Raw genomic sequence first — 23065 nt, forward strand, 5'->3', positions numbered from 1 at the left:
AGGGATTTCTTTAACTCAGTAAAAGCCTGTAGTGAATATTCATCGTGCTGCGGATTTCCAGCTTGGATTTGGTTAAACTGAGCATAGATTTCCATTCTTCTTCGTTGAGCTCGTTTTGCTGAGCGGGAGTGATAATAATATCCGTAGTTTTAAGAAAGCCTTCTTTTGGATTTTGTGCGGGCATCAGGCCTTTGCGGATATTGACAGCCTTGATCTTATTCCCTAGTTCAAAAAAGCAAAAGTTAATAATGTCTGATTGGGTAACCAGCCTGTTGCCTGTTGTAAGGCCGTATTTATAAGCCTGAACTCTGTTTGTCGCATTTAATCTTGATCTTCCTCCTTTGGTATTGCTCAATAAAAACAGGCTTTCTGGTATTGTTTTGCTGCTTTCAAAGGATTGCAGGTGACTTCCGGATTTAATTTGATTTCCCATTTCTGCATTCGTTGACCAGAATTCAAGAAAGAGAATGTCAGCATTGTTTAAGGGTTTGACAATGATGTAATTCAGCAGTTCTTTAATGGTAATCAGCTGCGCTTTTGTCTTTTGTTCAATAATGGAGATATTTTGTTCCAGTTCTTTCAGCGAACTGTTCAGGAAGTCAGATCCATAGGCAGAAAATGCGGCTTTCTCGTCTCTGAGCAATTCAAAAAGGTAGTCTACAATTTCCTTGGCATTTCTGTTGTCAAAGCGCTCTGATCCTCCGTAACGTATTGAAAATGAACCTGCATTCGCGTCGTCGTCATGGCTATGCGGAATTTCAGTATAATAATTTCCTGCCTTATCAGTCAGTGAATCTACACAGAGAAACTGGTCATGATCCTGAAGTTTGATGGGCATAATATTGGTCATCATTTTTAACCGGTGCTTAAAGTCATGTATCCTTTTGTTGACCACTGGGAAGGCATTGATGGAAACATGTAATTCATCGAGCATAGCTTCATTAATTGCCGCAGGAAAGACGACTTTCAGCCACAGCATAGGTTTTTTGAAGCTGCTCATACTGCCTGTCTGAAATACGGTGTCAAATTCTTTAGGATAATTTTGAAGATAGGGTTGATGCGGGAATATATTTTCCTCATCAACAGTCAGGAACCTGTTCGCATAGAAAGCGTTAACGTCTTGTGTGATCAGGTTTAAAACATCCTGGTTATCAAATGGAGACTGGCTGTTTTGTGCTGTTTCCAGGTAGAATTTATTTAAGGAAAGGTTGACTGGCAGGTCGTCTAAAAACCATTTGGATAGCGCTATAAGATCATATACGCTATCATTGACGGCATAATTACGCCAATCAAAATAGAAACTCAGTCCGGGTAAAAGAGCTATGGCCGGTGGATTTTCGATTCCGATATAAAGAGTGTTTTTGTCCAGGCCTTCTCCGGGATTACTATGGGTCAATAAAGTCTTGTTGTGCTGTGCGTCAATTTTAAATATATTACTGCCATTGGCCAGGTAAGCTATTTCTGAATGGAATACTTTGACTGCCTTTAAGGGACTGAAAAAGATGTCTGAAGTGTTTTCTCCGCTGTTTTCATTTTTATCTTTCAGCCTTTTTCTAAAGAAGAACTGAGTTTTGGTATCTATAGTTTCTACGGGTTCAATAGCACGTGCATGTAAGATAGCATGTGCGGGAAGGGCGGAGGTTAAAGTATCTGAAGCCAGAATACGGGATATACGATCCAGTATGCGGTTTTCTAAGTTCTTTACGTCATTAGAAACATTAAAAAGTTCAGTGCTTAAGGCTTCAATCAGTAATTTAACCAGGGGATCAAAGTCGTTTGTATTTTTTATACCCCAGTAGTCTAAAGCATTTTTTAAAATCCTGTTTCTTATTTCGTCTTTAGAGGAGTAAAATATGTTCTTCATGTAGGGTTTGGTTGTGCTTAATTAAAGATAAAGATCGTGTAAGCTTAAGTAATTTAATTTAAAACAGTAATGTTATCCTTAGTTTATCGTATTGTAACAGCTTTGTGATGTAGTGTGCTGTATATAAATTAGTTCAGTGTTTCCTTAAAATAGAACACTATAGTTAACTCGAAAGTGGACTTAAGAATAAGCCAGTGTTAAAATAATATTTTTCTCCGGTAATATTCATTTTGCCCCAGATAGAAATGTCTACTTTTTTCTTGATCTCTGTAACATTTCTGAGAGAAAATTTCTTCTCTACTTCTGTCATATTGATTTCAACCTCAACCTGATACAGGCGGCGTTCGTATTCGGTAATAGATCTGAGTAAAGATTGTCTGAACTTTTCTTCCCAGGTTGTCTCACTGACTATTAATTCAAAGTCTAAATCCCATATTTCGCACCCGAAGTTCCTGTTATGCCTGTGTTCGCCGTATCTGGTAAAAATAATTAACTCGATATTTTGTGAGATAGATTTGCCTAAATCGGCTTCTGTGAGGTCTTTGTTCTCGAGAATGTTTTTTAATCGAAATGGTTTGTTGTATAAGAAATCTGACATAGGTTACTACTTAAATGGAACAATAATTGGTAAATGGTTAATCAATATTACGTCCAAATTTTATATATTGGAAGATAATACTAACGCACTTTTAATAAACATGTTATTATAATTAAAATCTTACACCTCTCAAATCTAACATATTCCCGATGAAACCTATAAATGCTCAGGAACTGAACAAGTCGTACCGGCTCTTTATTTTTAATTTCATTTCCCTTACCATTTTCTCCGTAATCTGTGTTTACCTGTTTTTTGCGGCTTCCAGATTTGAGTATGAGCTTTTGGAAAAAGAAGTGAAGCAAACCGAACAGCTGTTGTCTAAACGGAAAGATATCAATACTAAATTTGATATGATCCTGTTAAGGTTCAAGCAACTTTCCAAATACACCTCCATCAATTCTGAGGAAATGAATAATCAGGCCATCATGCTTGAAGATATTCAAAATACAAATTTCAAAATCAAAGACATTATTAAAAAAGAAAAGACAACGGTGAGTAGTTTTCTCTTATATAAAAAAATGACGGATGATGTTTCTCAAATGGCAGGAATCCAGGATTCACTGTTTACCACGAGATTTCAAATTGAAAATGTAAAAACACAATTGGATGGTTGTTTTAAAACAAACAACAATGCGGCTAAAAAAATAAGAGGGGGAAGATTTACCAGGTAATTATGATTAAATTAAGTATAAAAGAACGAAGAGATCAGTTCCTTTTTTTTATTGGAATATTTCTATTTACGACAGGATTGTTAAGCTTCGGTCTGTTCTATGATTACGGAAATGGCCGGGTAGTTTCCAAACAGGACCTTGCCGATAAACTGGAACAGAATGCTGATTTTGAAGCGACAGTTAAGGAACAGCGTGCTACAATTGATACCACGTATAAAGACATTATGACTTTTGATCCCGGGGTACAGGCTGTGTTTCTGGAGAATGACATCAAAAACTCAATGGCTTCTATTAAATCGAATTATGAACGGAAAGCTTATGATGTACGTTACAAAACATTTTTACAGGCTTCCCAGCTTTACAGTGATTTGTTCTACAATAGAAGAGAGCTTAAAGGAAATAACAAGGATATAGAGAAATTGAATAAATCCTTAGATGATTGTAAGTTATCCACCCGTCAGCTCAGACAAACCATGGGCAGCCAGCCGAACCAGAGATAACCAACCAACCAACCCGAATTAATAAAAAACAAAATATAAACCTATGGCCGACACTAATACTACGAATGGAAAATCAGTAAGCAGTAATTCACAGGGATACATCTTCCTGTATATTTTTATTGCAATCCTGATTATTGCTGCACTTATCTTCTTGTTGAAGAGCTCTTTTTTTGATAAACGCAATGTTGACGCGAGAATTCTAAAAGATGAAATGTACCTGAATGAAGACCTTGTATTTACCGACAATACCAGGAGCGCAAAAAAATGGCTCTGGGAATTTGGTAACGGAGCAAAACTAACGACACAAAACGGTAGTTACCGTTACAATAAGGCAGGTTCTTATATTATCAGGTTAACAGTTGACGGGGAGTTAAAAGAACAGTTCCCGGTTACGGTAAGAGATACGGTAATCGCTGCTTTAGATACCATGGTCACGATCAGCGGGCCAACATCCGGGGTCGTCAATGAAGAGGTGAGAGTGGAGGCCGAAGGAAAAGCCAGCCAGTTTGAATGGTCTTTCGGAGAAACCAACCGGGTAGATGTAAAGGGCAGAACTGCTTTATATACTTTTCATACGCCTGGTAAATTCATGGTGAAATTAACCACCGACAGAAGCCACAGACCTATTTATCACACTATTTTTATTACAGATCCAAATGCGGAACTGGATACGGATATGGTAGTACCTGGTGAAGGGGAACAAAAGGTGATTGACGACATCAGGGCACGTTTGCAGGCAATTGCGAATGGGGCAGATTTCAATTCAAATTATTATTACCTGATTCGCAGGTATATGTGTAACAACGAAAAGGTTACTGTAGCCGTTGACCAGGATGGGGTTAAAAAATCGAGTGATTTTTATTCTTATTGTATGGGACTGACTTTCGGGGGTGAAATTGTTGTTGATGAAGCTCAATTAACAATCAGTCCTAATTCAACTTGTGCCACCCTGGTAAATATCAAACAACATTCAGCCAATACAGTAAAAAAATAATCACTATGAAACGAATTATATCCCTCTCTATATTAATTGCCCAAACTGCTTTTGTCATGGCACAATCGCCTGCTGCTTTTGGGAAAAAAGTAAAATATATGCCTAAGGCTTATGCTAAGCCATCTGCACTGACTAACCTGAGTGAAGATGGGGGCAGAACCAAATTACCATGGATCGTTTTTTCGGACAGGGATGAAAATTATACGACCACCGCACCGGGCGGAAGTCTGATCATGAAGAAGCTAAACTTTATGGAACCTTTTTATGTTTCTAAAGATGAAAACGGTTATTTAAAATTGATTAAATATAAGGCTGGAATGATCAGGGGCAGAAAGATCAATGATAAGAAAAGTGCCATCAGCTATGGCTGGATTCCAAAGTCAAAGATGTTGTTGTGGCAGCGGTCTTATTCTAATCAGAAATCGGGTTATCCTGAAAAATCAATTGCTATTGTGACGGGTAAAGTTCCGCTGACAGAGTCTAAATTCTATTATGACAATACGGATTCTGCTTTCGTTTACAGTTCTCCTGAGCTTAAAAAGAAAGTGACCAAAGTGAGGCTGCATGAGCTTAATTATATCTTTAAAAAATCTGAGGATGGTAAGAAATACCTGATTGGAAATGAAGATCAGCTGGTTACGGATAGCGCTGCTAAAAGTATTTATGGATGGATCGCTTCTGATGCGGTACATAGCTGGGGTGACAGGTTATATATCACACCAAAACAGATTGATTCTTATGATCAGAGTGATTCAGTGGCTTTAGCACTTACTGGTGTACATATGGACCCGCTTTTATCAGCAAATGATATTATCCTGAGAAGTTCTCCTGTGGTTGGTGATGATGGAACCGGAAATTATACTTTAGGGGTAGCTAGCGATGTTTATAATAAATCAAATAATAAGCTGATTACTATCAATGGTGCAACGCTTTCTTATCTGACTTACCTGGAGTTAAGAAAAAATATCCACAATGTTAACGTGATTTTTGTTGTAGATGGCGGAAGTCCGATGTCGCGTTATTTTTCGGGATTAACGAACACGATTCAATCTTTCGAGAATATATTCAATGATTACGGTAAAAAGCATAAGATAAGTTACGGTGCGGTTGTTTATAGAAATGAGGCTGCCGGAATATTAAGTACGCCTGCAATCTCTCCTGATTACAGAAAATTGATGAGTTTCCTTTCTACTGAGGCTAAACGCACAGAAAGATATAATGGAAGAATTGTTGCTGAACCTGTTTATGATGGGGTAAGGGCGGGTTTAAATATGCTTAAAAACCATAAAAACGAGACTAACCTGATCGTATTGATTGGTAGTACTGGAAATGAGGCTTCTTCATCTTATCGTTTAACGCAGCTGACTGAAGAGTTTGCGCGTGCGGATGCCAGGTTATTAGCGATTCAGTTGTATAGTGATTATGACCAGTTATTCAATAATTTTGTACTGCAGTCTAAGAAACTGGTTTCTGAATCGGCGGTTTATTCAGCTGATAAAAAGAAAAGATTTTTAGTGAAGGGTGAGGGTTTGAACAATACACAGGCCTACAATACGAGTCAGCTGGATTCAATTTCTTATTACCTGGATTATCCAAAAAACAGTTTGATTCAGGGTGGGGTGGTTTTCCCGACCAAGGGTTCTGTAAATTCTGCTGAGTCTATGAATATTGCGGTGAGACGTTTCATTAAAGAGACGGACATGGATATTAATAGTCAGGTAAGTTCTCTGGACAGTGCTTTCAGGTTAACCGGAATTGAACGTAAAAATCTATCTCCGATTGTAGAAAGTCAGCTGAGCGCACCTGTGGGTGATGATGTGGCTGATAAAATGCCGCACAATGGTTTTAAATATTATATGACTGCTGGTGTGCATGCTGATATTGTATCAAAGAATAAAGACTTGTTACAGTATGCACTGATCCTGAATACGATGGAGTACAAGCAGATTGGTGATATTTTCTCTTTGATGATCGGACAGAATCTTCAGCCTGATCAGTCTTCTTTCAGAAAAAAACTGCAGAAAAACTATTTTAATATTCTGCGCAATTTATTGGATGTAAATATTTCAAAAGGTCACATTAAACCGATGACTTTAGCCAAATACCTGAAAACGGTAACAGGTTTGCCGGTTACCAATGATTTGCTGACTAAATATACAGTTGGTGATTTGAGAAGCCAGAGTAAAATGCCGCAGGCAGATTTTGAAGCTTATATCAAATTCCTGATCAACTCTAATGAGCAGATCAAAAGAGGAACACAGATTGGTCAGCAATTTATTTCCAACGGAAAAACTTACTACTATATCACGGAGAAAAATTTTGTGCAGGCCGCTGCCAATGACAATGCAGTGAAAGAAACACCTTAGTATCAGATATTATGAGTCTTACAAACATTAGTGAATCAGTAAAACTGGCGATCAGGGTCGCGCAATCCCTCGCTAAAGAATACCGTAATCCTGAATTTACTGCTGCTCACCTTTTAAAGGGGTTGATGCACAAGGAGGTTGGATTAAGAGGGTTTTTATCTTCGATCGGAAAAGATGAAGAATATATCAGTGAGTGGGCAGAAGTAAGAATTGAAGAGCTGGAAAAAACTTCTTCCTCGCAGGAGGAAGTGAAGGGTAGTCCAGAGATTGCCAAAGTTTTTGAGGAAGCTGACCTGGTGAGGATCAAGGTTGGATTAGATCTGATTACACCTATTTGTGTGCTTACCGCTTTGTGCAAGCCTACAGTTGGGTTTAAGCCGGATCAGTTGAAGTCATTCCCGATCAAGGAAAAGGAATTGCTGGATCTTTATTTGAAGGATGAAGAGTTACAAGCCGTTGTAGCACCGGTTTCTGCAGGTGGAAAAGGAGCTAAAGGCGGGGTTGGAACTACTGCTTTGCATAAGTATTGTATTGACAGGATTGCGCTTGCCCGTGATGGTAAAACAGATCCGATTATTGGCAGGGATAAAGAAGCGAGGATGATCATGGAAATCCTTTGCCGCAGAACGAAGCCGAATGTAATTATTACTGGTGATGCCGGGGTTGGTAAAACAGCATTGGTAGATGGTTTTGCACAGGATATTATTGCTGATAACGTTCCTGAGTTATTGAAAGGGGTTCAGCTTTTTGAACTGGATTTAGGTTCTTTAATTGCAGGAGCTTCTTATAAGGGAGAGATTGAAGATCGTCTGAAAAATATCTTAAAAGAGATCAAGCAATTTGATAAGGCTGTATTATTCATTGATGAGATCCATACTTTATTAGATAATAAGGGCCCGATAGGTGGCGGGGTTGGTAATTTACTGAAGCCTGAACTGGCAAGGGGTGAGATTACGGTCATTGGTGCGACAACAATTGATGAATACAGAAAAATTATAGAGCCAGAGCAGGCTTTCAGCAGAAGGTTTGAAGTTTTGCAGGTGAATGAGCCTAACGAAGCTTCAGCGATAAAGATGCTGGAAAAATTAACGGCTAAATATGAGGAGCATCATCAGCTGAAAGTTCAGCCGGATGCAATTCCTGAGTGTGTACGGTTAGCGAAACGCTATATGAAAGACCGCAGGCTTCCGGATTCTGCTTTCGATTTGCTGGACCGTTCTATGGCGGCCATGAAAATGATGAACGATACGTCAGAGAAAGTATTGGAAGAGTTAACGCAGACTTTGGCTGAGTTAGAGTTGTCGGATATTGATGAAGTTACTGAATTTGCGGATTACAAGTGGTTGTACAACCAGTTACAGGATAAAGTAAGCCCGGTATTGTTAGGCCAGCTGACAGATGAAACGCAGGTAGAGGCTTTTGAAACGGCCGATGAGTATCATCAGTATATTGCTAAAAATCTGGATGCGCTGAAAGTGCTTACAGAAAGGAAATCGGATGAGGTGACCAAGCAGGATATTGCTTCTATTGTTTCTTATAAAACAGGTATCCCGCTGGGAAAAATCCAGGCGCAGGAGAAAGAAAAGCTGTTGAACATGGAGGCTTTCCTGAAAAGAAGGGTTGTTGGACAGGACCAGGCTTTAAAGGCTGTTTCTGATGCGATCCTGGAATCAAGAAGTGGTTTGAACAAAAAGGGGCAGCCTATTGGTTCGTTCTTTTTACTGGGTCCTACGGGAACGGGAAAAACGGAACTGGCCAAGTCTATTGCTGAATTTTTATTCAATGATGAAAAGGCAATGATCCGATTTGATATGTCCGAGTTTAAGGAAGAGCATTCTGCGGCTTTGCTGTATGGAGCGCCTCCGGGATACGTGGGTTATGAAGAGGGTGGTATGCTGGTGAACAAGATCAGAGAGCAGCCTTATTCTGTGTTATTATTTGATGAGATTGAAAAAGCGCATCCTTCGGTATTTGATACTTTCTTACAGATTCTGGATGAGGGACATATGCACGACAGGCTGGGTAAGGAAGGTGACTTCTCCAATTCGCTTATTTTATTTACTTCCAATATTGGAAGTGAGTGGATCTCTGAGCAGGTGGGACAGGGGATCATCCCGACTTCACAGCAGTTAATGGAGATTATGGCGCGTCAGTTCAGACCGGAGTTTTTAGCCCGTTTGTCTGAGATCGTACCTTTCGCACCGATCAATGAGAGCAATGTAGTCAGGATCTTCGAGATCCAGCTAAAAAGTTTAATTGATGCTTTACACAAACAAGGCATAGCTTTTGAGATTGAAGAAGAGGCAACGAAAATGCTGGCACTGAGTGGCTTTACGCCTAAGTACGGGGCAAGACAATTATCTGGTGTAATCCGGAATGAGTTAAGAAGACCGATCTCAAAATATATTATCTCTGGTGCTTTGAAAAAAGGCAGTACAATCGTGATTAGAAAGCATGAATCAGAGGAACGCCTGGAGTGGGAAATTATTGAGCAAACTCCTGTTACTGAATTAGAAAACGAATTATAGAATTAATACTGTTTTATAAAATTAAATTCAATATTTTTATTGTAAATAGATCTTAAACCCTTAAATATCAATACTATGTTTAACTATGAAATTGGCGGAAACGAAAGAAAAGTAGATACTTCGGAAGCATTCGCAGACATCGCCCATAATAAAACACTTTTTATACAAAAATTAACAGATAATGAACCGATCAAGCCTGAAAAAGTAGAGGGTTTAAAAACTGTACAGGAGGTCTTTAATCATTATAAACCTAAAGTTAACGTAGGTTTTGAGCGTCAGGATGGTTTGCCTGTATCGGAAACTCTTCATTTCAATAACCTTGGGGACTTTTCTGTTAAAAGTATCATTAACCAAAGTACACACCTGAATAATATCAATATTGAGCGTGAAATGTCTTTAAATGTGATTAAACAATTGAAGTCTAATAAGACACTGAAATCTACATTGGATGATGAGGAAACAAAACACGCGTTTATCAGTGCATTGAAGAATTTCGTTGCTGAGTTAGAAGAGAATAAATAGATCAGGTATTACATAGGTAGATTATAAAATATATTATGGCAACTCCAGAAGAACAAAAAATAACACAAGATAACTCCCAGGCTGCGGGTTACAAGCCAGCAGAAAAGGAAGAGAAGGGGAAACTGTCTCTCCAGGAGAGTTTAGATAAATTAGCAAGAGTTGGTGGTTTCGATTTATTGGAAGCAACTGTTGATGGTTTACAAAATTTAAACCCTGAAAGAAAAGCAAGAAAACAGATTTTCCTGACAGGGGATGAAAAGAAAAAAGAAAGAGAAGAGTTAAAGAAGAAAATTCAGTTGTGGATTGATGTATTGGAGGACTCTGATTCTGTAGCTTCTATGACTACAAAAAGTACAGAGAAGTTATTGGCTGCAGAAGAAAACCTGAATAAAAATATAGCTTCTGCACTCGAAAGCACCAGGGAACTGGAGCAGGCTTACCGTTCGGTGAATTTGTTTTATCAGAATACTGAGGCAGACAAATTGAAAAATGTAGTCTTGCTAAATGCTTCTATGGATCAGATTAAGGATCTGGACAATCCAAGGTTTGTAGATTATGTGAGCGATGAGCTGAAACAAAAATATGACCGTCTTGATTTGCGCGAGAATTACTCTTTAATGGTTATCCCTGGTTACCTGGGTTCTAATAAAGTAGTGGAAAAGTGGGGCAAGGTGGCTTATGAAAATAAAGCGATGTTAGTGACTGACTTCGCCGATCTGGACCAGCCTGATGATGTGATTGATTTATTTACTGCGGCTAATTTAACTGGTGCTGATGCTTTCAGATCGAACGTGATCATGACTTGTAATTGGTTAGTGGGCAGGGGCAAGGTAAGTGAGGTTGGTGAGGAAGATGATTTAACGATTCCAGGTTCAGCTGCATTAGCTGGAAAGATGTACTATACTTTGATGTCACAGGTAACTGCGGGTAAGAAGCATGGTGCGATCAATGATGTGGATGGGGTTAAGTTTGATCTTAAAAAGAGTGAAATTTCTCACCTGGAACGTATTGGTTTAGTGCCAATGGTGAATGAGTACGGGAAAGTAATGGCTTTTTCTGCGAAAACATTGTTCAATGGTGACAACATCGGTTTACAGACTTATTCTGTAGTTCGTGTGTTTGATTATGTAACTAAAGTGCTTTTTGATTTCTTAAACAGAAGGGCTTTTGAAAACTGGACTTCTAAAACTGAACAGGATCTGCGTGGCCAGATCGTAAAATTCCTGGATGGTATCCAGGGGCCTGAGCGATTAATTGAGCGTTTCAAAATTATGCGTTTTGAGCGTGATGAGTTACAGAAAGATAAAATCCACCTGGATATTCATATTACTCCTTATTTCCCTGCAAAAAGTTTCGTAGTAAAGCTTGATGGACAAAAAGGGGAGGATGAAGAGACGACCTGGAGTTCAGAATACGCACAGCAATAAAAAATAAGGAGTTGCCGCTTTGTGGTGACGTAAGATTTATTTATTTTAAAAATATCCGGTACAGATTGCTATAATCTGTCCGGATATTTTTTTATATATCGGTTCACATTTCTCCGCTTAACAATTTCTTCATATTTTAGCAATTGATTCTTACATAGGCCCGCAAATAAATGAAACAATTATTGATCATAAATGGTGATCCTGAAAAAACTGCTGCTACAAGTTATTTGATCCAGGCATATGTTAAGGGCGCTAAAGAAGCTGGTGCACATATTAAAGAGATTGCTATTGTAGATCTGATCTTTAATTCCAATAAGCAATTTAATAACCGGGTAACTGAGCTGGAACCTGATTTGAAACGTGCACTTGATTTAATTGTATGGGCAAATCATGTGGTTTTATTCTGTCCTGTGTATTTATCGTCTATTCCTACGCGGATCACTGGATTCTTTGACAGGCTTTTTATGCCTGACCAGGTTTTTCATCCTTCGCAGCAAAAGATCAACAACAATTTTAGCGGGAAATCTGCACGGATAGTTTCTATTCTTGACCAGGAAACTTTTGAGTACTGGAAACAAGACAAGAAAATTACTTACCTGTCTATTAAAAGAAACGTTTTCGAAAATTGCCGGTTTCATCCGGTCTTAACCAACACGATCGGACAGTTGTATTCTCTGGATAATGACTACAGTAAGAAGTGGTTAAGGAAGCTCGAGGCCTTCGGATCGAAGATTATTTAGCCTTAAAGTGCTTTTTGCAGTTTTATTTAAAATTATTTATTATCTTGTTGGTAATAAGATGATTTGGCAAACTATTTGCTATTGTCTTAGTAATTATAAATAATAATCCTAAAACAAAAAGTTATGGCTTTCAAAGCAAGATTAAACTTTTCGGGCAAGGAGTACGATGTACTTCACTGTGCCTATTCTCTAAACCGTGATGTGGATGCAAAAGGAAGACCTTCTTCCGGAGTGTATGGTGGAACAATCGATATTGAGCTCGAATCTACCGAAGATACCTCAGTTGTTGAAGCAATGGTAAACAATCAGTACAAACCTTTATCCGGCACTTTGCTCATCAAAAAATCTGATGAAGATGCAAAGATGAAGGAGGTTCATTTTGAAGATGGATACATTGTTAAGTATTCAGAAGGAATCAATATCACTGGAGATAATCCAATGACTTTGAAGTTCCAGATCTCTGCCCGTAAATTAAAACTGGGTAATGCAGAGCACACTAATGACTGGCCTAAGGCTTAATTGTAACTGACCGTTTAACATTTAAAAAAAATTATCATGGCGTTTAAAACCAGACTGAACTTAGGTTCTAAAGAGTACGATGTGTTGCAGTGCAGCTATTCATTAAACAGAGATGTAGACGCAAAAGGCCGTCCATCGTCAGGAGTTTACGGTGGAACTATCCATCTTGAAGTAGAGTCAACTGAAGATACTTCGGTAATCGAATCAATGGTGAACAACCAGTACAAACCACTTTCAGGAACTATCGTGTTCAAAAAAGGTGAGGAAGATGCAAAAATGAAAGAATTATCTTTCGAAGATGGTTATATCATCCAGTATAATGAGGGAATTGCCGTTAACGACAATACACCAATGACTTTAGGTTTTGTAATTTCAGCACGTAAGTTGAAAATCGGTAATGCCGAGCATACAAACGACTGGCCTAAGGCTTAATCAGGTATTTTAACTTATTCTGCCACAGCTAATAACTGCTGGCAGAATATTTATTTGTACCAATCTATGGGCAAACCGTCCTGTTAATCAGCAATTAATTATTTGTATAGTGTACAAATGCTGTCTGACTCTGTATTCAGGGCTTTTGATAATGATGGCAAACTTTTTGTTGTTGTCTATATAGTAATAAATAAATATTTCACCCAAAAATTAAAGTTATGGCTTTCAAAGCAAGATTAACCTTTTCGGGCAAGGAGTACGACGTACTTCATTGTGCTTATTCCCTAAACCGTGATGTAGATGCAAAAGGAAGACCTTCTTCCGGAGTATACGGTGGTACGATCGATGTAGAAATCGAATCAACTGAAGATACTTCTATTGTAGAAGCGATGGTAAATAATCAATACAAACCCCTTGCTGGTGTATTGCTTATCAAAAAAGCGGATGAAGATGCAAAGATGAAAGAAGTTCATTTTGAAGACGGGTACATTGTTAAGTATTCGGAAGGAATCAGAATCACGGGAGACAACCCAATGACGTTGAAATTTCAGATTTCAGCCCGTAAATTAAAGCTCGGCAATGCAGAGCATACTAATGACTGGCCTAAAGCGTAATTAACCTATAAAATTATAATATCATATTTAGTATAAAGCTAAATATTACCGATATTTAATCTTATTGCGTTAATCAATTAACAAATTTTTACAATAAAACATTATCATGGCTTTTAAAACCAGATTAACTCTAGGATCAAAAGAGTTCGATGTGCTGCAATGCAGTTTTTCATTAAATAGAGATGTAGATGCTAAAGGGCGTCCATCATCAGGTGTATATGGTGGAACTATCCACGTTGAGATCGAATCAACTGAGGATACTTCAGTTATTGAATCGATGGTGAACAACCAATACAAACCTTTATCTGGAACTATTGTTTTCAAAAAAGGGGAAGAAGATGCAAAAATGAAAGAATTATCATTTGAAGACGGTTATATCATTCAATATAATGAAGGTATTGCTGTAAATGATAAAACACCCATGACTTTAAGTTTTGTATTATCTGCGCGTAAGTTAAAGCTTGGAAATGCAGAACATACGAACGACTGGCCAAAAGCCTAATGTATTTTTAAGGCCGCAAAATTTAAGTGTTTTGTGGCCTTAATTATAAAATCAAATATTCCTGTAAATTCCAAATTTTCCAGAATCAGGATCAGCATATAATCAACCTTCAAACGACCAAAACTTCCAACAAATGGAAAAGAAAATTAATCTGGAAATACATATTGATGATAAGGAAATTGTTCATTTTAATTCTCTTAGAATCACCCAGGCATTTAATCGTCATCACGAATTTGAACTTATCATTAATCAGGATGTAATTGAGGAAACAGGATCCTTCAAAATTGACCAGTCTAAATCGTGGATCGGTAAGAGCTTTATCATTAGTATCGATCAGGGAAATACGGCTTTTAAGGGAATAGTTTGTGAGGTAAATCTTTCTCAAAGCCATGGTCTGAGAGGAAATCTTATTATTAAGGGGTATTCTCCAACAATTTTGCTTGAAAGTGGTGGAAACATGCTTTCTTTTAGTGACATGAAACTGGGCGACATTATCAATAAGGTTACTTCTGGTGTCGCTAAAAATGACATTGATTTTTCCATTAAACCTGTATACAGTGAAAGCCTGAAATATATTACACAGTTTAAGGAAAGTAATTTCAGTTTTATCAACAGACTGAGCTCGGAATATGGCGAGTTCTTCTATTATGATGGTAGAATACTGCATTTTGGCAAGCCATCTGAACAGAAATCTGTGAAATTAGTACATGGTCAGAATCTGAATGTGATGAACATGGCAGTACGGATTCTCCCGATGGGTTTCTCTTATTTCTCGTATCGTTCTGAAGAAAATAGTACACTGGATGTACAGGCTCCTGGTCATGTAGAAGGATTAAATGGTTTCTCTCAACATGCTTTTCAGCAGTCTTCTTCTGTTTTTGACAATAGCGTGAACCACCCGATTAAACCCAGAGTAGAAAATAAAAGTCAACTGGATAAACTCGCTGAGAAACATAAAGCGGCAATGGCTTCTAATTTATCGGATATTACTGGTGAAAGTACCAATACTGCATTGAATATTGGGAGCATAGCAGATGTTTATGTTTCCCGTAAAAATGATACAGGGGCATTTAACCAGGATTCTCTGAGTAAATTTTTAATCACAGAAATTACACATCATATTGATGGTTTAAGCAGGTATACGAATACATTTAAAGGAGTTCCTGCGGATACAGAAGTGCTAACTGTTGAACGCGTTCAAGTTCCTCAGGCTGAGTCACAAGTAGCTATTGTAACAGATAACAATGATCCTTCTCAAACGGGCAGGATTAAAGTACAGATGTTATGGCAAAAAAATAATGCAACAACAGACTGGATCAGGGTACTAACTCCAGATGGTGGTTCTAGTGAACCATTTTCTAAAAATAGGGGATATGTATTTATTCCGGAAGTTGGTGACCAGGTGATTGTTGGGTTCAGGTATAATGATCCGGACAGACCATTTGTGATGGGAAGTATTTTTCATGGTGCTACGGGGGCAGGTGGTTCTGATGCGAATCATTTAAAAAGGATTGCGACCAGAAGCGGACACCTGGTTGAGTTTAACGATGGGCCTTCGGGACATGGAATTACGATTACGGATATTAATAAGAATATTATTCACATTGATACTGCTGGAAATAATATTACAATTACCGCTCTGGAAAACATGACGCTGAATTCTAAGAATATGCAGATCAATGTGACTGAAAATCTGGACATACAAGTAGGTAAGGATATTTCTACGATGGTAGGTAATAATATGAATACACAGATTAGTGTAGATAACCACGTAAGTGTAGGGGCTGATTACTCCCTGAATGCGGCAAATATTACAGAAATAGCAGCAGATGCTCATAAAAGTGAAGCTACTAATATTACAAAAACAGCATCTTCAGAGCTAACTTACAACAGTACTGGTGGAAGTATTACCAAACATGCAGCAAAAACCATCAATAACAATAGTGGGGAAAAAAGTAACCTGTTTTAGCGATGATTCAAAAAGGTAATATTATAAAGATATCTGGTGGAACACTCAGTGAATCTGCATCGCAGGATTATACTGCTTTTGCCAATAATATCCATACGAATGCGGCGAATAAGATTTTAGAGAATTCCAAGGAAGGCATTGTGTATGGTGAGCCAAAAAAAAGCACTATTCTGGATGACCGTGTTAATATTACTGTCGGAATGTTTTTTGACGGTACAGGAAATAACAGGAAGAATATAGACTCTGCATCAAATAGTAAGTCGGATAATTATTATAAATCTGTAGGCTGGAAGTTTAAGTGGCAGGATAATACGAGTTACAAAAATGATAGAACTAACGTTGACAACCTGGAGAAAATGTATAAACAGGAGACTTTTGATTTTTCCATATATATTGAAGGGATTGGAACTGAGAATGATGAGTATGATGACCTGACTGATATGGGGTTTGCAACAGGTGATAAAGGCGTTAGGGGGAAAGTAAGAGTAGGGTGCAAAAGTCTCGTTGAGGCGATACAAGCTAAGACTCAGAAGAACATTGGTACACTCACATTTGATGTATTTGGATTTAGCAGGGGAGCAGCAGCAGCAAGAAATTTTGTACATGAAGTTACAAAATCTGCCTATCAGGCTCATAGAAGTGGAGATACGAAAAATCCTGGATTACTTGATGCTGATCAGAAATCTGTGAGTAAGAAAGACTTACCAGCCAGGGGGCACTTTGGACTTCTTATGGAAAAGGCTGGTCTTAAAGTGAACTTTGTAAACATCAGGTTCGCTGGTTTATTTGATACAGTTTCTGCCTTCGGCCTTGTACATAGCAATGATGTTACTGAATTAAACCTGAATGCAATTAATAAGGCTTCGAAGATCGTTCATTTAACAGCTGCTGATGAGCACCGCCGGTTATTTGAATTAACCTCGGTAACTAAAGGAATTGAACTTTCCCTGCCGGGGGTTCACTCTGATATTGGTGGAAGTTATGTAGATAATGAGGTTGAAAAAGTCTCGCTGGCTGAAGAAATGCTTTCTCTGATCAATCGGGAAAAACTCATTAATGCTGAAAAAAACAGGTTGATTAGTCAGGGCTGGTATAGAGCTGAACAGATGACTAATACGCAGCCTTATAAATTGGTTGGTACCAGAACATTAAGAAATAAGTATAGTCTTATTCCGCTGCATTTAATGTATGAAATGGGACTGAGTACTTGTGGTTTTGTACAGAAATTGATCAATAATAATACATACAAGATACCGGCTATACCTTTGAAAGATACTAAATGGACTTTAATAGATGTTTATAAGCGTCTGCAGGCTTATGCAGGTAATACTGCGCCTTCAATGGTATTTAATGATTCAAATCAATTAAAATCAATTAAAAGAATGGTTGATAATGGCTTTTATCCAGCAGATAAATATGCAGCAACAGAAAGGGATGCGAAAATTCTTTATGAGTTAAGGAATAAATTCCTTCATTTTTCATCTAGTTGGGATGGGGTCGGTAAGGAGCCGAATATTAATAAAAAAGGGGAGAGGGAAAGAGACGTTTTTAATAAAAGATCAACTTAGATATATGAAGAGAATATGTTTGTTGTTGTTGTCGATTAGTTCATTTACAATTAGTTCTTGTCAGGAAAAGATGAAAAAATATGATTGGATTCCCACAGAGTGTGCACCTAAAAATTACCCGATACAAATTTATAAGGGGAATTTCTATTATGGTGATAAGGGTAGTATTTATGTGCCGGATGGCAGAGATGTTGATATTGGGTGGGGTGAAGTAGGTTCTATTAACATTGCAGGTGATAAGTTGAAAGAAGCACCGCATACACTTGAAATAACCTGGATTTCTTTCGCTGAAAAAAAGAACTACACTGGTAAATTTGAATTAGATACAAAGAAAATTGATTCGCTTTTTGCTGCAGGTTATCCAAGTGATATTGAGGGTGGTGTGGGTAATTATAAAATGATTAAAGTTGGTATGGCTCCAGGTGGGGACGTTGTGTTGTGGTTAAGCGGGGTTAGAAATAAACAGGTTGAGATAGGGCATTACAAAGCGAAGCCAATTGGTGATCTGGATTGGAAAAAGGTTTACCCTGATTTGGAGGGGACTTTTGATCCTTATATTAATGACGTTATCAAAGGACTTTCCGATACAGTTAAAGACCAGATTAAGAATCATACTATTCCTTTTAATTACTGGTCAGGTCTGCGTAAACGTTATAATTGGAAACCTACTTTTAATGGTAATGCTAAAGTGGTACGAATTGATCTGGATTATTTTAATAAGGAAAGAGATTTTGTTTTTGGAGAGAACCTAAATAAAATGATAGTTAAGCCTTCTGCGGTAATTGAAGAACTCAGTGTTTACTGGCTTGACGATAAAAACAGAGAATTGCGAACAGAGGTCAAATTTGATGAACATGAAGCCTTTGATATTTTCTCTAAACTTCAGGAAGATGAACAGGGGGAATTGATTATTACCGTTGATAAGGAGAAATCTGACGTAACTATTAAACTAAAATTAAAAGATAGTGAAATTCCATTCCAACGGATAAAGACTCAAAGTTTTTACAAATAACAGGCTAATGGAAAAGGTTCAATTTACAGATCAGTCTTGTTTAAGGCTCCAGCTGATACCTCCGGATTTTTCCAGGGACTATGGCGTGCTGCATACTTACACTACAGGTGAGATCGGGAACACCGTAAAGTACAATCTTAAAATTACTTATGTAAAGACCATTATTAATGAATGCAGAATCTTTAGGATAGAGCGGACATCTCCGGTTTATGTCAATGATATAGAACCTGATCTTATTGCTGATCAGCTGGCATATGAATGTGGTAAGGTTTTTTATCCACTAATGCTGGAAATAGATTTTGATGGTGAGTTTATTGGTGTTCATAATTATTCAGAAATTATTACGAGGTGGAGTGCACAGCGGGTAGAAATTCAGGACTACTTTACCGGTGAGTTTGCCGAAAAATATCTGAAACTAATGGATGATGCAGTTTCAACGGAAGAGCAGGTATCAGAAATATTTAGAAACGAATTGTTTTATCGTGTCTTTTTTGCCGCTATATATAAATCTTATACCAATGAATTTAAGGTGGAAGAAACCTGTTTATTCCCGATAGCAGGGAGTGCAGCACCGGTAAAGTTCCATATAGTTCAGGAAGTCAGTCCTGAATTAAATGAAGCTGGGAAAATACAGATTATTCATCATGGACATATAACCGACGAACGGTCTTCAAGAGATTTGCTGGAAGAGCAGGATTTTTCATTATCACATTTTCAATATCCTGAGGACCTGCCTGCAAAAGGAAGTTATACCGGATTGTACAGGCTTGATGCAGAAACGAGGTCAATATTCTCAGCAGTAGCTGAATGGATTGTGGAGACTGAGCCTGTGCAAAAGAATCAGGTCAAAGTGTTTGAATTGATGAAAGAGAAAGAACCTGAAGAGGTTAAAACAGAAAAATCATTTGATGAAGGAATGTTCTTTATTGATGGAAATCATAAAAAAACTGAAAAGAAATTCTCGGGCATATTTAATCTATTCTTAGGGAAATAAATTTAAAGCTATGGCAGAAAAACACTTAGTAGTACAGGGGGCAACATGCTTATGTAATTTTGGTTCTGCTCCTGACCTGTTAAAGGTACTTACGCATAAAAGAGAATTCGCCAATGATAAAGATGGCGTCAAAAAATATATTGCAAGCACAAAAGATATAGGTTTAACTTTTGAAAAGAATACATTTGGATCTTGTGCAAAACAGCTTGGCAAGCCCTGTCAGGCAGTTGTTACTGAGTGGAAAGAATTTTATGAGCATACAACGCTTACTAATAGCGGAAAGGTCTTAACTGAAGCTAGTAAAGCTACTTGTCCTATCGGAGGCCCCGATTGCATCAAAATAATCAAACATGGCCAGATTGCTGAACCTAATTCACAGAGTTTTAAAAAATCTGAGCCAAAAGTCAGCAAAACATTAAATCCTGCAGTACGTATTCAGCAGCTCATTGACGAACCCATTAGTGCCAAAGGCATCATATTCAATTAATTGTTATGGCAAAAGGAGTAAAAGCGAAAGTAAGTTCAAAAGGCGTAAAATCGATACAGCTTGTTGATGGACAATATTATAAAGCCAGGAGCAAGGGAAATCTTTTGGTTTTGGCCGGAGGTGCAGATGCTGCATTTAAAGTTATTGAATGGTTGCCTGACACTACTGAAGCAGATAAGAAGAATCTGGTATGGATGCTTGAGGATGCCCAGCGGAATAATGTACTGCTGGAACACAGAGCTCCTGTGCTGAATAAGATTAATATCCCGAAAGCATTATGTGGTAAAAAGCCTCTGTATTATCTTGAGGCAAGTCTTAGTGCTAAAATAGATAAGAAAATAAGCGCCGGGTATCTGATTGTTGGTAATTGTGATCCTTTAATCAAAGAAGCGATATGGAGTGCCGAAAAAGACGGGCCAAGACTTGGTCAGACGGCCATGAAATATGGGGAGGATGTTTACCTGAAGATAACAACAGAAGGCCTGAATGGGAGTAATCTGACCATTGAAATTTACCATCGTATAGTTGGTGAGAATAAGAGTGTTAGAGATATTGTTGCTGAATGTATCAATGGTGAAGTCAACTTGTTGATCAAGAATACTTTTTCATGGTATGATGTAATGAAATATGGTCCTGGTAAGGCTGAATTGTTTATCATGGTGAAAAGCGACGCGGCGGAGGGATATATCAAGGATAGTCGTGGGGATGATGCACATGCTCGTTTTCTTCGTATGGAGAAAAAGATAATCAGCAGGGTAACCAGTGTGCCTGAAAACGTTACGGTAGCAAAAGTTGGTGAGCAGCTTCCTCAGCCCGGTCGTGTGGATCACTGCAGGTTTACCCAAATCCAAATTCAGGATGGGCCTGATCCTGTACTTCTTTTTGATGAGGGGAAAATGAAATTCAAGGATGAGAAGAATAAGGCCTTCTATCTGGATGAGAAGCTTTTTTATGAATTCAATAAATATAACCTTAAACCTGAGGCAAAAGAAGTCTTAAATAAGATGGCAGCCATACTGATGGAGATGCCATATATTCCCGTTGAATTAGGATCACATACTGATCGTTTCGGATCGGACACATTTAACAGGACATTATCTGAGAACAGGGCAAAGACAGCGTTAGAATACCTGGTGTCCAGAAATGTAAACGCATCGAGAATTACTTCCAAAGGTTATGGTAAAACCATGCTCGCGGATAAAACTGCTGATTTGAGCAAGGAGGCCAGTTCTGTTAACAGGCGTACTACAATTCGTCTTAGAATTTTTTCCCATGATGCTCAGAGTCTGGTTTTTGAGACCATTCAGCCTGGAAAAACTTATGAGAAACAACTTCCTATTACCATCAACGGGCTTCGTACTATAGGCGTATGTAATGTTCCTTCTAATCCACACAATGAAAAGGTAATACCTTATAGCGAGACAGTACCCAATAACAAAAAAGGACAATTAACAGTTCAGTCGGATATGATAAAACCATATGTCTATTCGCCAATGGACAACAAACTGATCGCCTTTACTTACTTGTTTCCGCATCTAAGGGCTCCTCAAAGTTTCTTTTTCTTTATTAATACCTGTGCTTATTTCTCTGATAAAGCAAAACCAAGTTTAATTGTTAAGGCCTATTCTGATATCTCATGGAGCTTTCAATTCTTTCTAAACTTAAGTAATCCGCTCAATATTGACTGGACGAATGATACGCTTTTGAGCCCGGCAAAACGGGAAGAGCTAAGGAAAGCGGCTAAAAAGCTTGGTGATGCGCATTACAATGAAACTACAGGTATAGATTTTGGTGTAAAGCTAAGTGCTGACTGGAATAAATCAGAGAAAGTTTATAAAGGACATGAAGAATTTACGCTAAAATTTGAAAAGGAAATTAAGGCCTTTTTTAAATTGATATCATCTGTCAAAGAAATAACGAGAGGAATAACCGCTGGTACAGGAGGGGCATTAAGAAAAACAGATTTCGGAACCAGCATGAATACGACTATTAAGATTCTTGCCCCCAAGTTTGTAATTGATATAGGATGGAAACTTGCAAGGGGAAGTAAGATGGGGATTAAAACAGCAGAGATTGGAACGGAGTATACAATTAAAGTTTATACAGAACCGTTGATTGGTGTTGAAGCTACTATTGATCTTTTGCAGATGGCGGTAGCAATGGCTACTACTGGGAATCCCGTGGCTATAAATATTTTTAATACTGCAAGAGATTGGGCTTCTAAAGGATACACGAGTACAGATAAGAGTGTTACAGTATCATTTGAGATGTATATTGATTTGGTACTGAAAGGAACAATTAGTGGAGGAATAAAGGAAATTGTTGTGAATACTGCTTCAGATGTTTTGTCTGCTGAAGCAAATATGGTAACCAAAATTGGTGCAACGTTGACTGCCGGAATAAATTTGAAAGCTAAAGCTATCTTGATAGAAGCAGGGCCAAATGCTTTGGATCTTCATGCAAATGCTACATTGAGTGCTTCAGCTTCGATTGGTATCACAGCAACGCACTCTGTCAAGTATAACACTAATGAAGGTTTGTATTACCGACCGGGTCTTAAAATAGAGCCTTGTATTGGGCATGTTGTCCTTATGATTGATGTAGGAATTAGTTATCGAAAAATTTCTAAGGATTGGAAACCAATTAATATCGATGATCAGAGAGAATTCTGGTCTGGTTTTGACATAATGGAAATGTTGGAAACAGTAACGGGGATTTCGGCTAACTTTGCTATAATACCGAGAAAGAGTGAATAGTG

20 protein-coding genes are annotated in these 23065 nt (G+C 38.0%); 18 read left to right on the top strand and 2 right to left on the bottom strand.

Annotated features, from left to right (window positions below):
* Positions 1–10: 10 nt before the first annotated feature.
* Together LY11_RS19650 and LY11_RS19655 are read right to left on the bottom strand one after the other, a co-directional pair.
* Positions 11–1864 (bottom strand): type VI secretion system baseplate subunit TssF, encoded by a 1854-nt coding sequence (locus LY11_RS19650; protein ID WP_111635339.1) that lies wholly within the window; start codon positions 1862–1864, stop codon positions 11–13.
* A 163-nt stretch (positions 1865–2027) separates the two neighbouring features.
* Positions 2028–2462 (bottom strand): GPW/gp25 family protein, encoded by a 435-nt coding sequence (locus tag LY11_RS19655; protein ID WP_111635340.1) that lies wholly within the window; start codon positions 2460–2462, stop codon positions 2028–2030.
* Between the two features lie 149 nt (positions 2463–2611).
* Here LY11_RS19655 and LY11_RS19660 point away from each other — a divergent pair, with 149 nt between their 5' ends.
* The 18 genes from LY11_RS19660 (at position 2612) to LY11_RS19745 (ending at position 23063) form a co-directional block, all read left to right on the top strand.
* Positions 2612–3133, top strand: a complete 522-nt coding sequence (locus LY11_RS19660; RefSeq protein WP_111635341.1) for a type VI secretion system TssO — start codon at positions 2612–2614, stop codon at positions 3131–3133.
* Positions 3134–3135: 2 nt separating this feature from the next.
* Positions 3136–3633, top strand: coding sequence for a type VI secretion system transmembrane protein TssO (locus LY11_RS19665; RefSeq protein ID WP_170132730.1), 498 nt, complete (start codon positions 3136–3138; stop codon positions 3631–3633).
* Positions 3634–3676: 43 nt separating this feature from the next.
* The gene (locus LY11_RS19670; RefSeq protein ID WP_111635342.1) at positions 3677–4627 is read left to right on the top strand and encodes a PKD domain-containing protein; all 951 of its coding nucleotides are present in this window, start codon (positions 3677–3679) and stop codon (positions 4625–4627) included.
* A gap of 5 nt (positions 4628–4632) precedes the next feature.
* The gene (gene tssR, locus LY11_RS19675) at positions 4633–6993 is read left to right on the top strand and encodes a type VI secretion system protein TssR domain-containing protein (protein ID WP_111635343.1); all 2361 of its coding nucleotides are present in this window, start codon (positions 4633–4635) and stop codon (positions 6991–6993) included.
* Between the two features lie 11 nt (positions 6994–7004).
* Positions 7005–9521, top strand: a complete 2517-nt coding sequence (locus LY11_RS19680; RefSeq protein ID WP_111635344.1) for an ATP-dependent Clp protease ATP-binding subunit — start codon at positions 7005–7007, stop codon at positions 9519–9521.
* 75 nt (positions 9522–9596) lie between these two features.
* Positions 9597–10043, top strand: coding sequence for a hypothetical protein (locus tag LY11_RS19685; RefSeq protein WP_111635345.1), 447 nt, complete (start codon positions 9597–9599; stop codon positions 10041–10043).
* A 35-nt stretch (positions 10044–10078) separates the two neighbouring features.
* Positions 10079–11470 carry a DUF5458 family protein gene (locus LY11_RS19690; RefSeq protein WP_111635346.1) on the top strand — a complete coding sequence of 464 codons (1392 nt, stop codon included), beginning with the start codon at positions 10079–10081 and terminating at the stop codon, positions 11468–11470.
* 170 nt (positions 11471–11640) lie between these two features.
* Positions 11641–12210: an NAD(P)H-dependent oxidoreductase gene (locus LY11_RS19695; RefSeq protein ID WP_111635347.1), complete on the top strand. Its 570-nt coding sequence runs from the start codon at positions 11641–11643 to the stop codon at positions 12208–12210.
* 123 nt (positions 12211–12333) lie between these two features.
* Positions 12334–12729 (top strand): type VI secretion system tube protein TssD, encoded by a 396-nt coding sequence (gene tssD, locus LY11_RS19700; protein WP_111635348.1) that lies wholly within the window; start codon positions 12334–12336, stop codon positions 12727–12729.
* A 36-nt stretch (positions 12730–12765) separates the two neighbouring features.
* Positions 12766–13161 carry a type VI secretion system tube protein TssD gene (tssD, locus tag LY11_RS19705; protein ID WP_084359035.1) on the top strand — a complete coding sequence of 132 codons (396 nt, stop codon included), beginning with the start codon at positions 12766–12768 and terminating at the stop codon, positions 13159–13161.
* Between the two features lie 218 nt (positions 13162–13379).
* Positions 13380–13775, top strand: coding sequence for a type VI secretion system tube protein TssD (gene tssD, locus LY11_RS19710; protein WP_111635349.1), 396 nt, complete (start codon positions 13380–13382; stop codon positions 13773–13775).
* A gap of 106 nt (positions 13776–13881) precedes the next feature.
* Entirely contained in the window at positions 13882–14277 is a 396-nt protein-coding gene (gene tssD / locus LY11_RS19715; RefSeq protein ID WP_111635350.1) for a type VI secretion system tube protein TssD, read from the top strand.
* A 133-nt stretch (positions 14278–14410) separates the two neighbouring features.
* Complete coding sequence (locus LY11_RS19720; RefSeq protein WP_111635351.1) at positions 14411–16246, top strand: type VI secretion system Vgr family protein; 1836 nt, start codon at positions 14411–14413, stop codon at positions 16244–16246.
* Positions 16247–16248: 2 nt separating this feature from the next.
* Positions 16249–17814, top strand: coding sequence for a T6SS phospholipase effector Tle1-like catalytic domain-containing protein (locus LY11_RS19725; RefSeq protein WP_111635352.1), 1566 nt, complete (start codon positions 16249–16251; stop codon positions 17812–17814).
* A 70-nt stretch (positions 17815–17884) separates the two neighbouring features.
* The gene (locus LY11_RS19730; protein ID WP_170132731.1) at positions 17885–18826 is read left to right on the top strand and encodes a DUF2931 family protein; all 942 of its coding nucleotides are present in this window, start codon (positions 17885–17887) and stop codon (positions 18824–18826) included.
* A 7-nt stretch (positions 18827–18833) separates the two neighbouring features.
* Entirely contained in the window at positions 18834–19820 is a 987-nt protein-coding gene (locus LY11_RS19735) for a hypothetical protein (RefSeq protein WP_111635354.1), read from the top strand.
* 10 nt (positions 19821–19830) lie between these two features.
* Complete coding sequence (locus tag LY11_RS19740) at positions 19831–20307, top strand: DUF4280 domain-containing protein (RefSeq protein ID WP_111635355.1); 477 nt, start codon at positions 19831–19833, stop codon at positions 20305–20307.
* Between the two features lie 5 nt (positions 20308–20312).
* Positions 20313–23063, top strand: coding sequence for an OmpA family protein (locus tag LY11_RS19745; RefSeq protein WP_111635356.1), 2751 nt, complete (start codon positions 20313–20315; stop codon positions 23061–23063).
* Positions 23064–23065 lie beyond the last annotated feature (2 nt).

Source organism: Pedobacter cryoconitis (genome assembly GCF_003259615.1).
Taxonomy (GTDB): Bacteria; Bacteroidota; Bacteroidia; order Sphingobacteriales; family Sphingobacteriaceae; genus Pedobacter; species Pedobacter cryoconitis.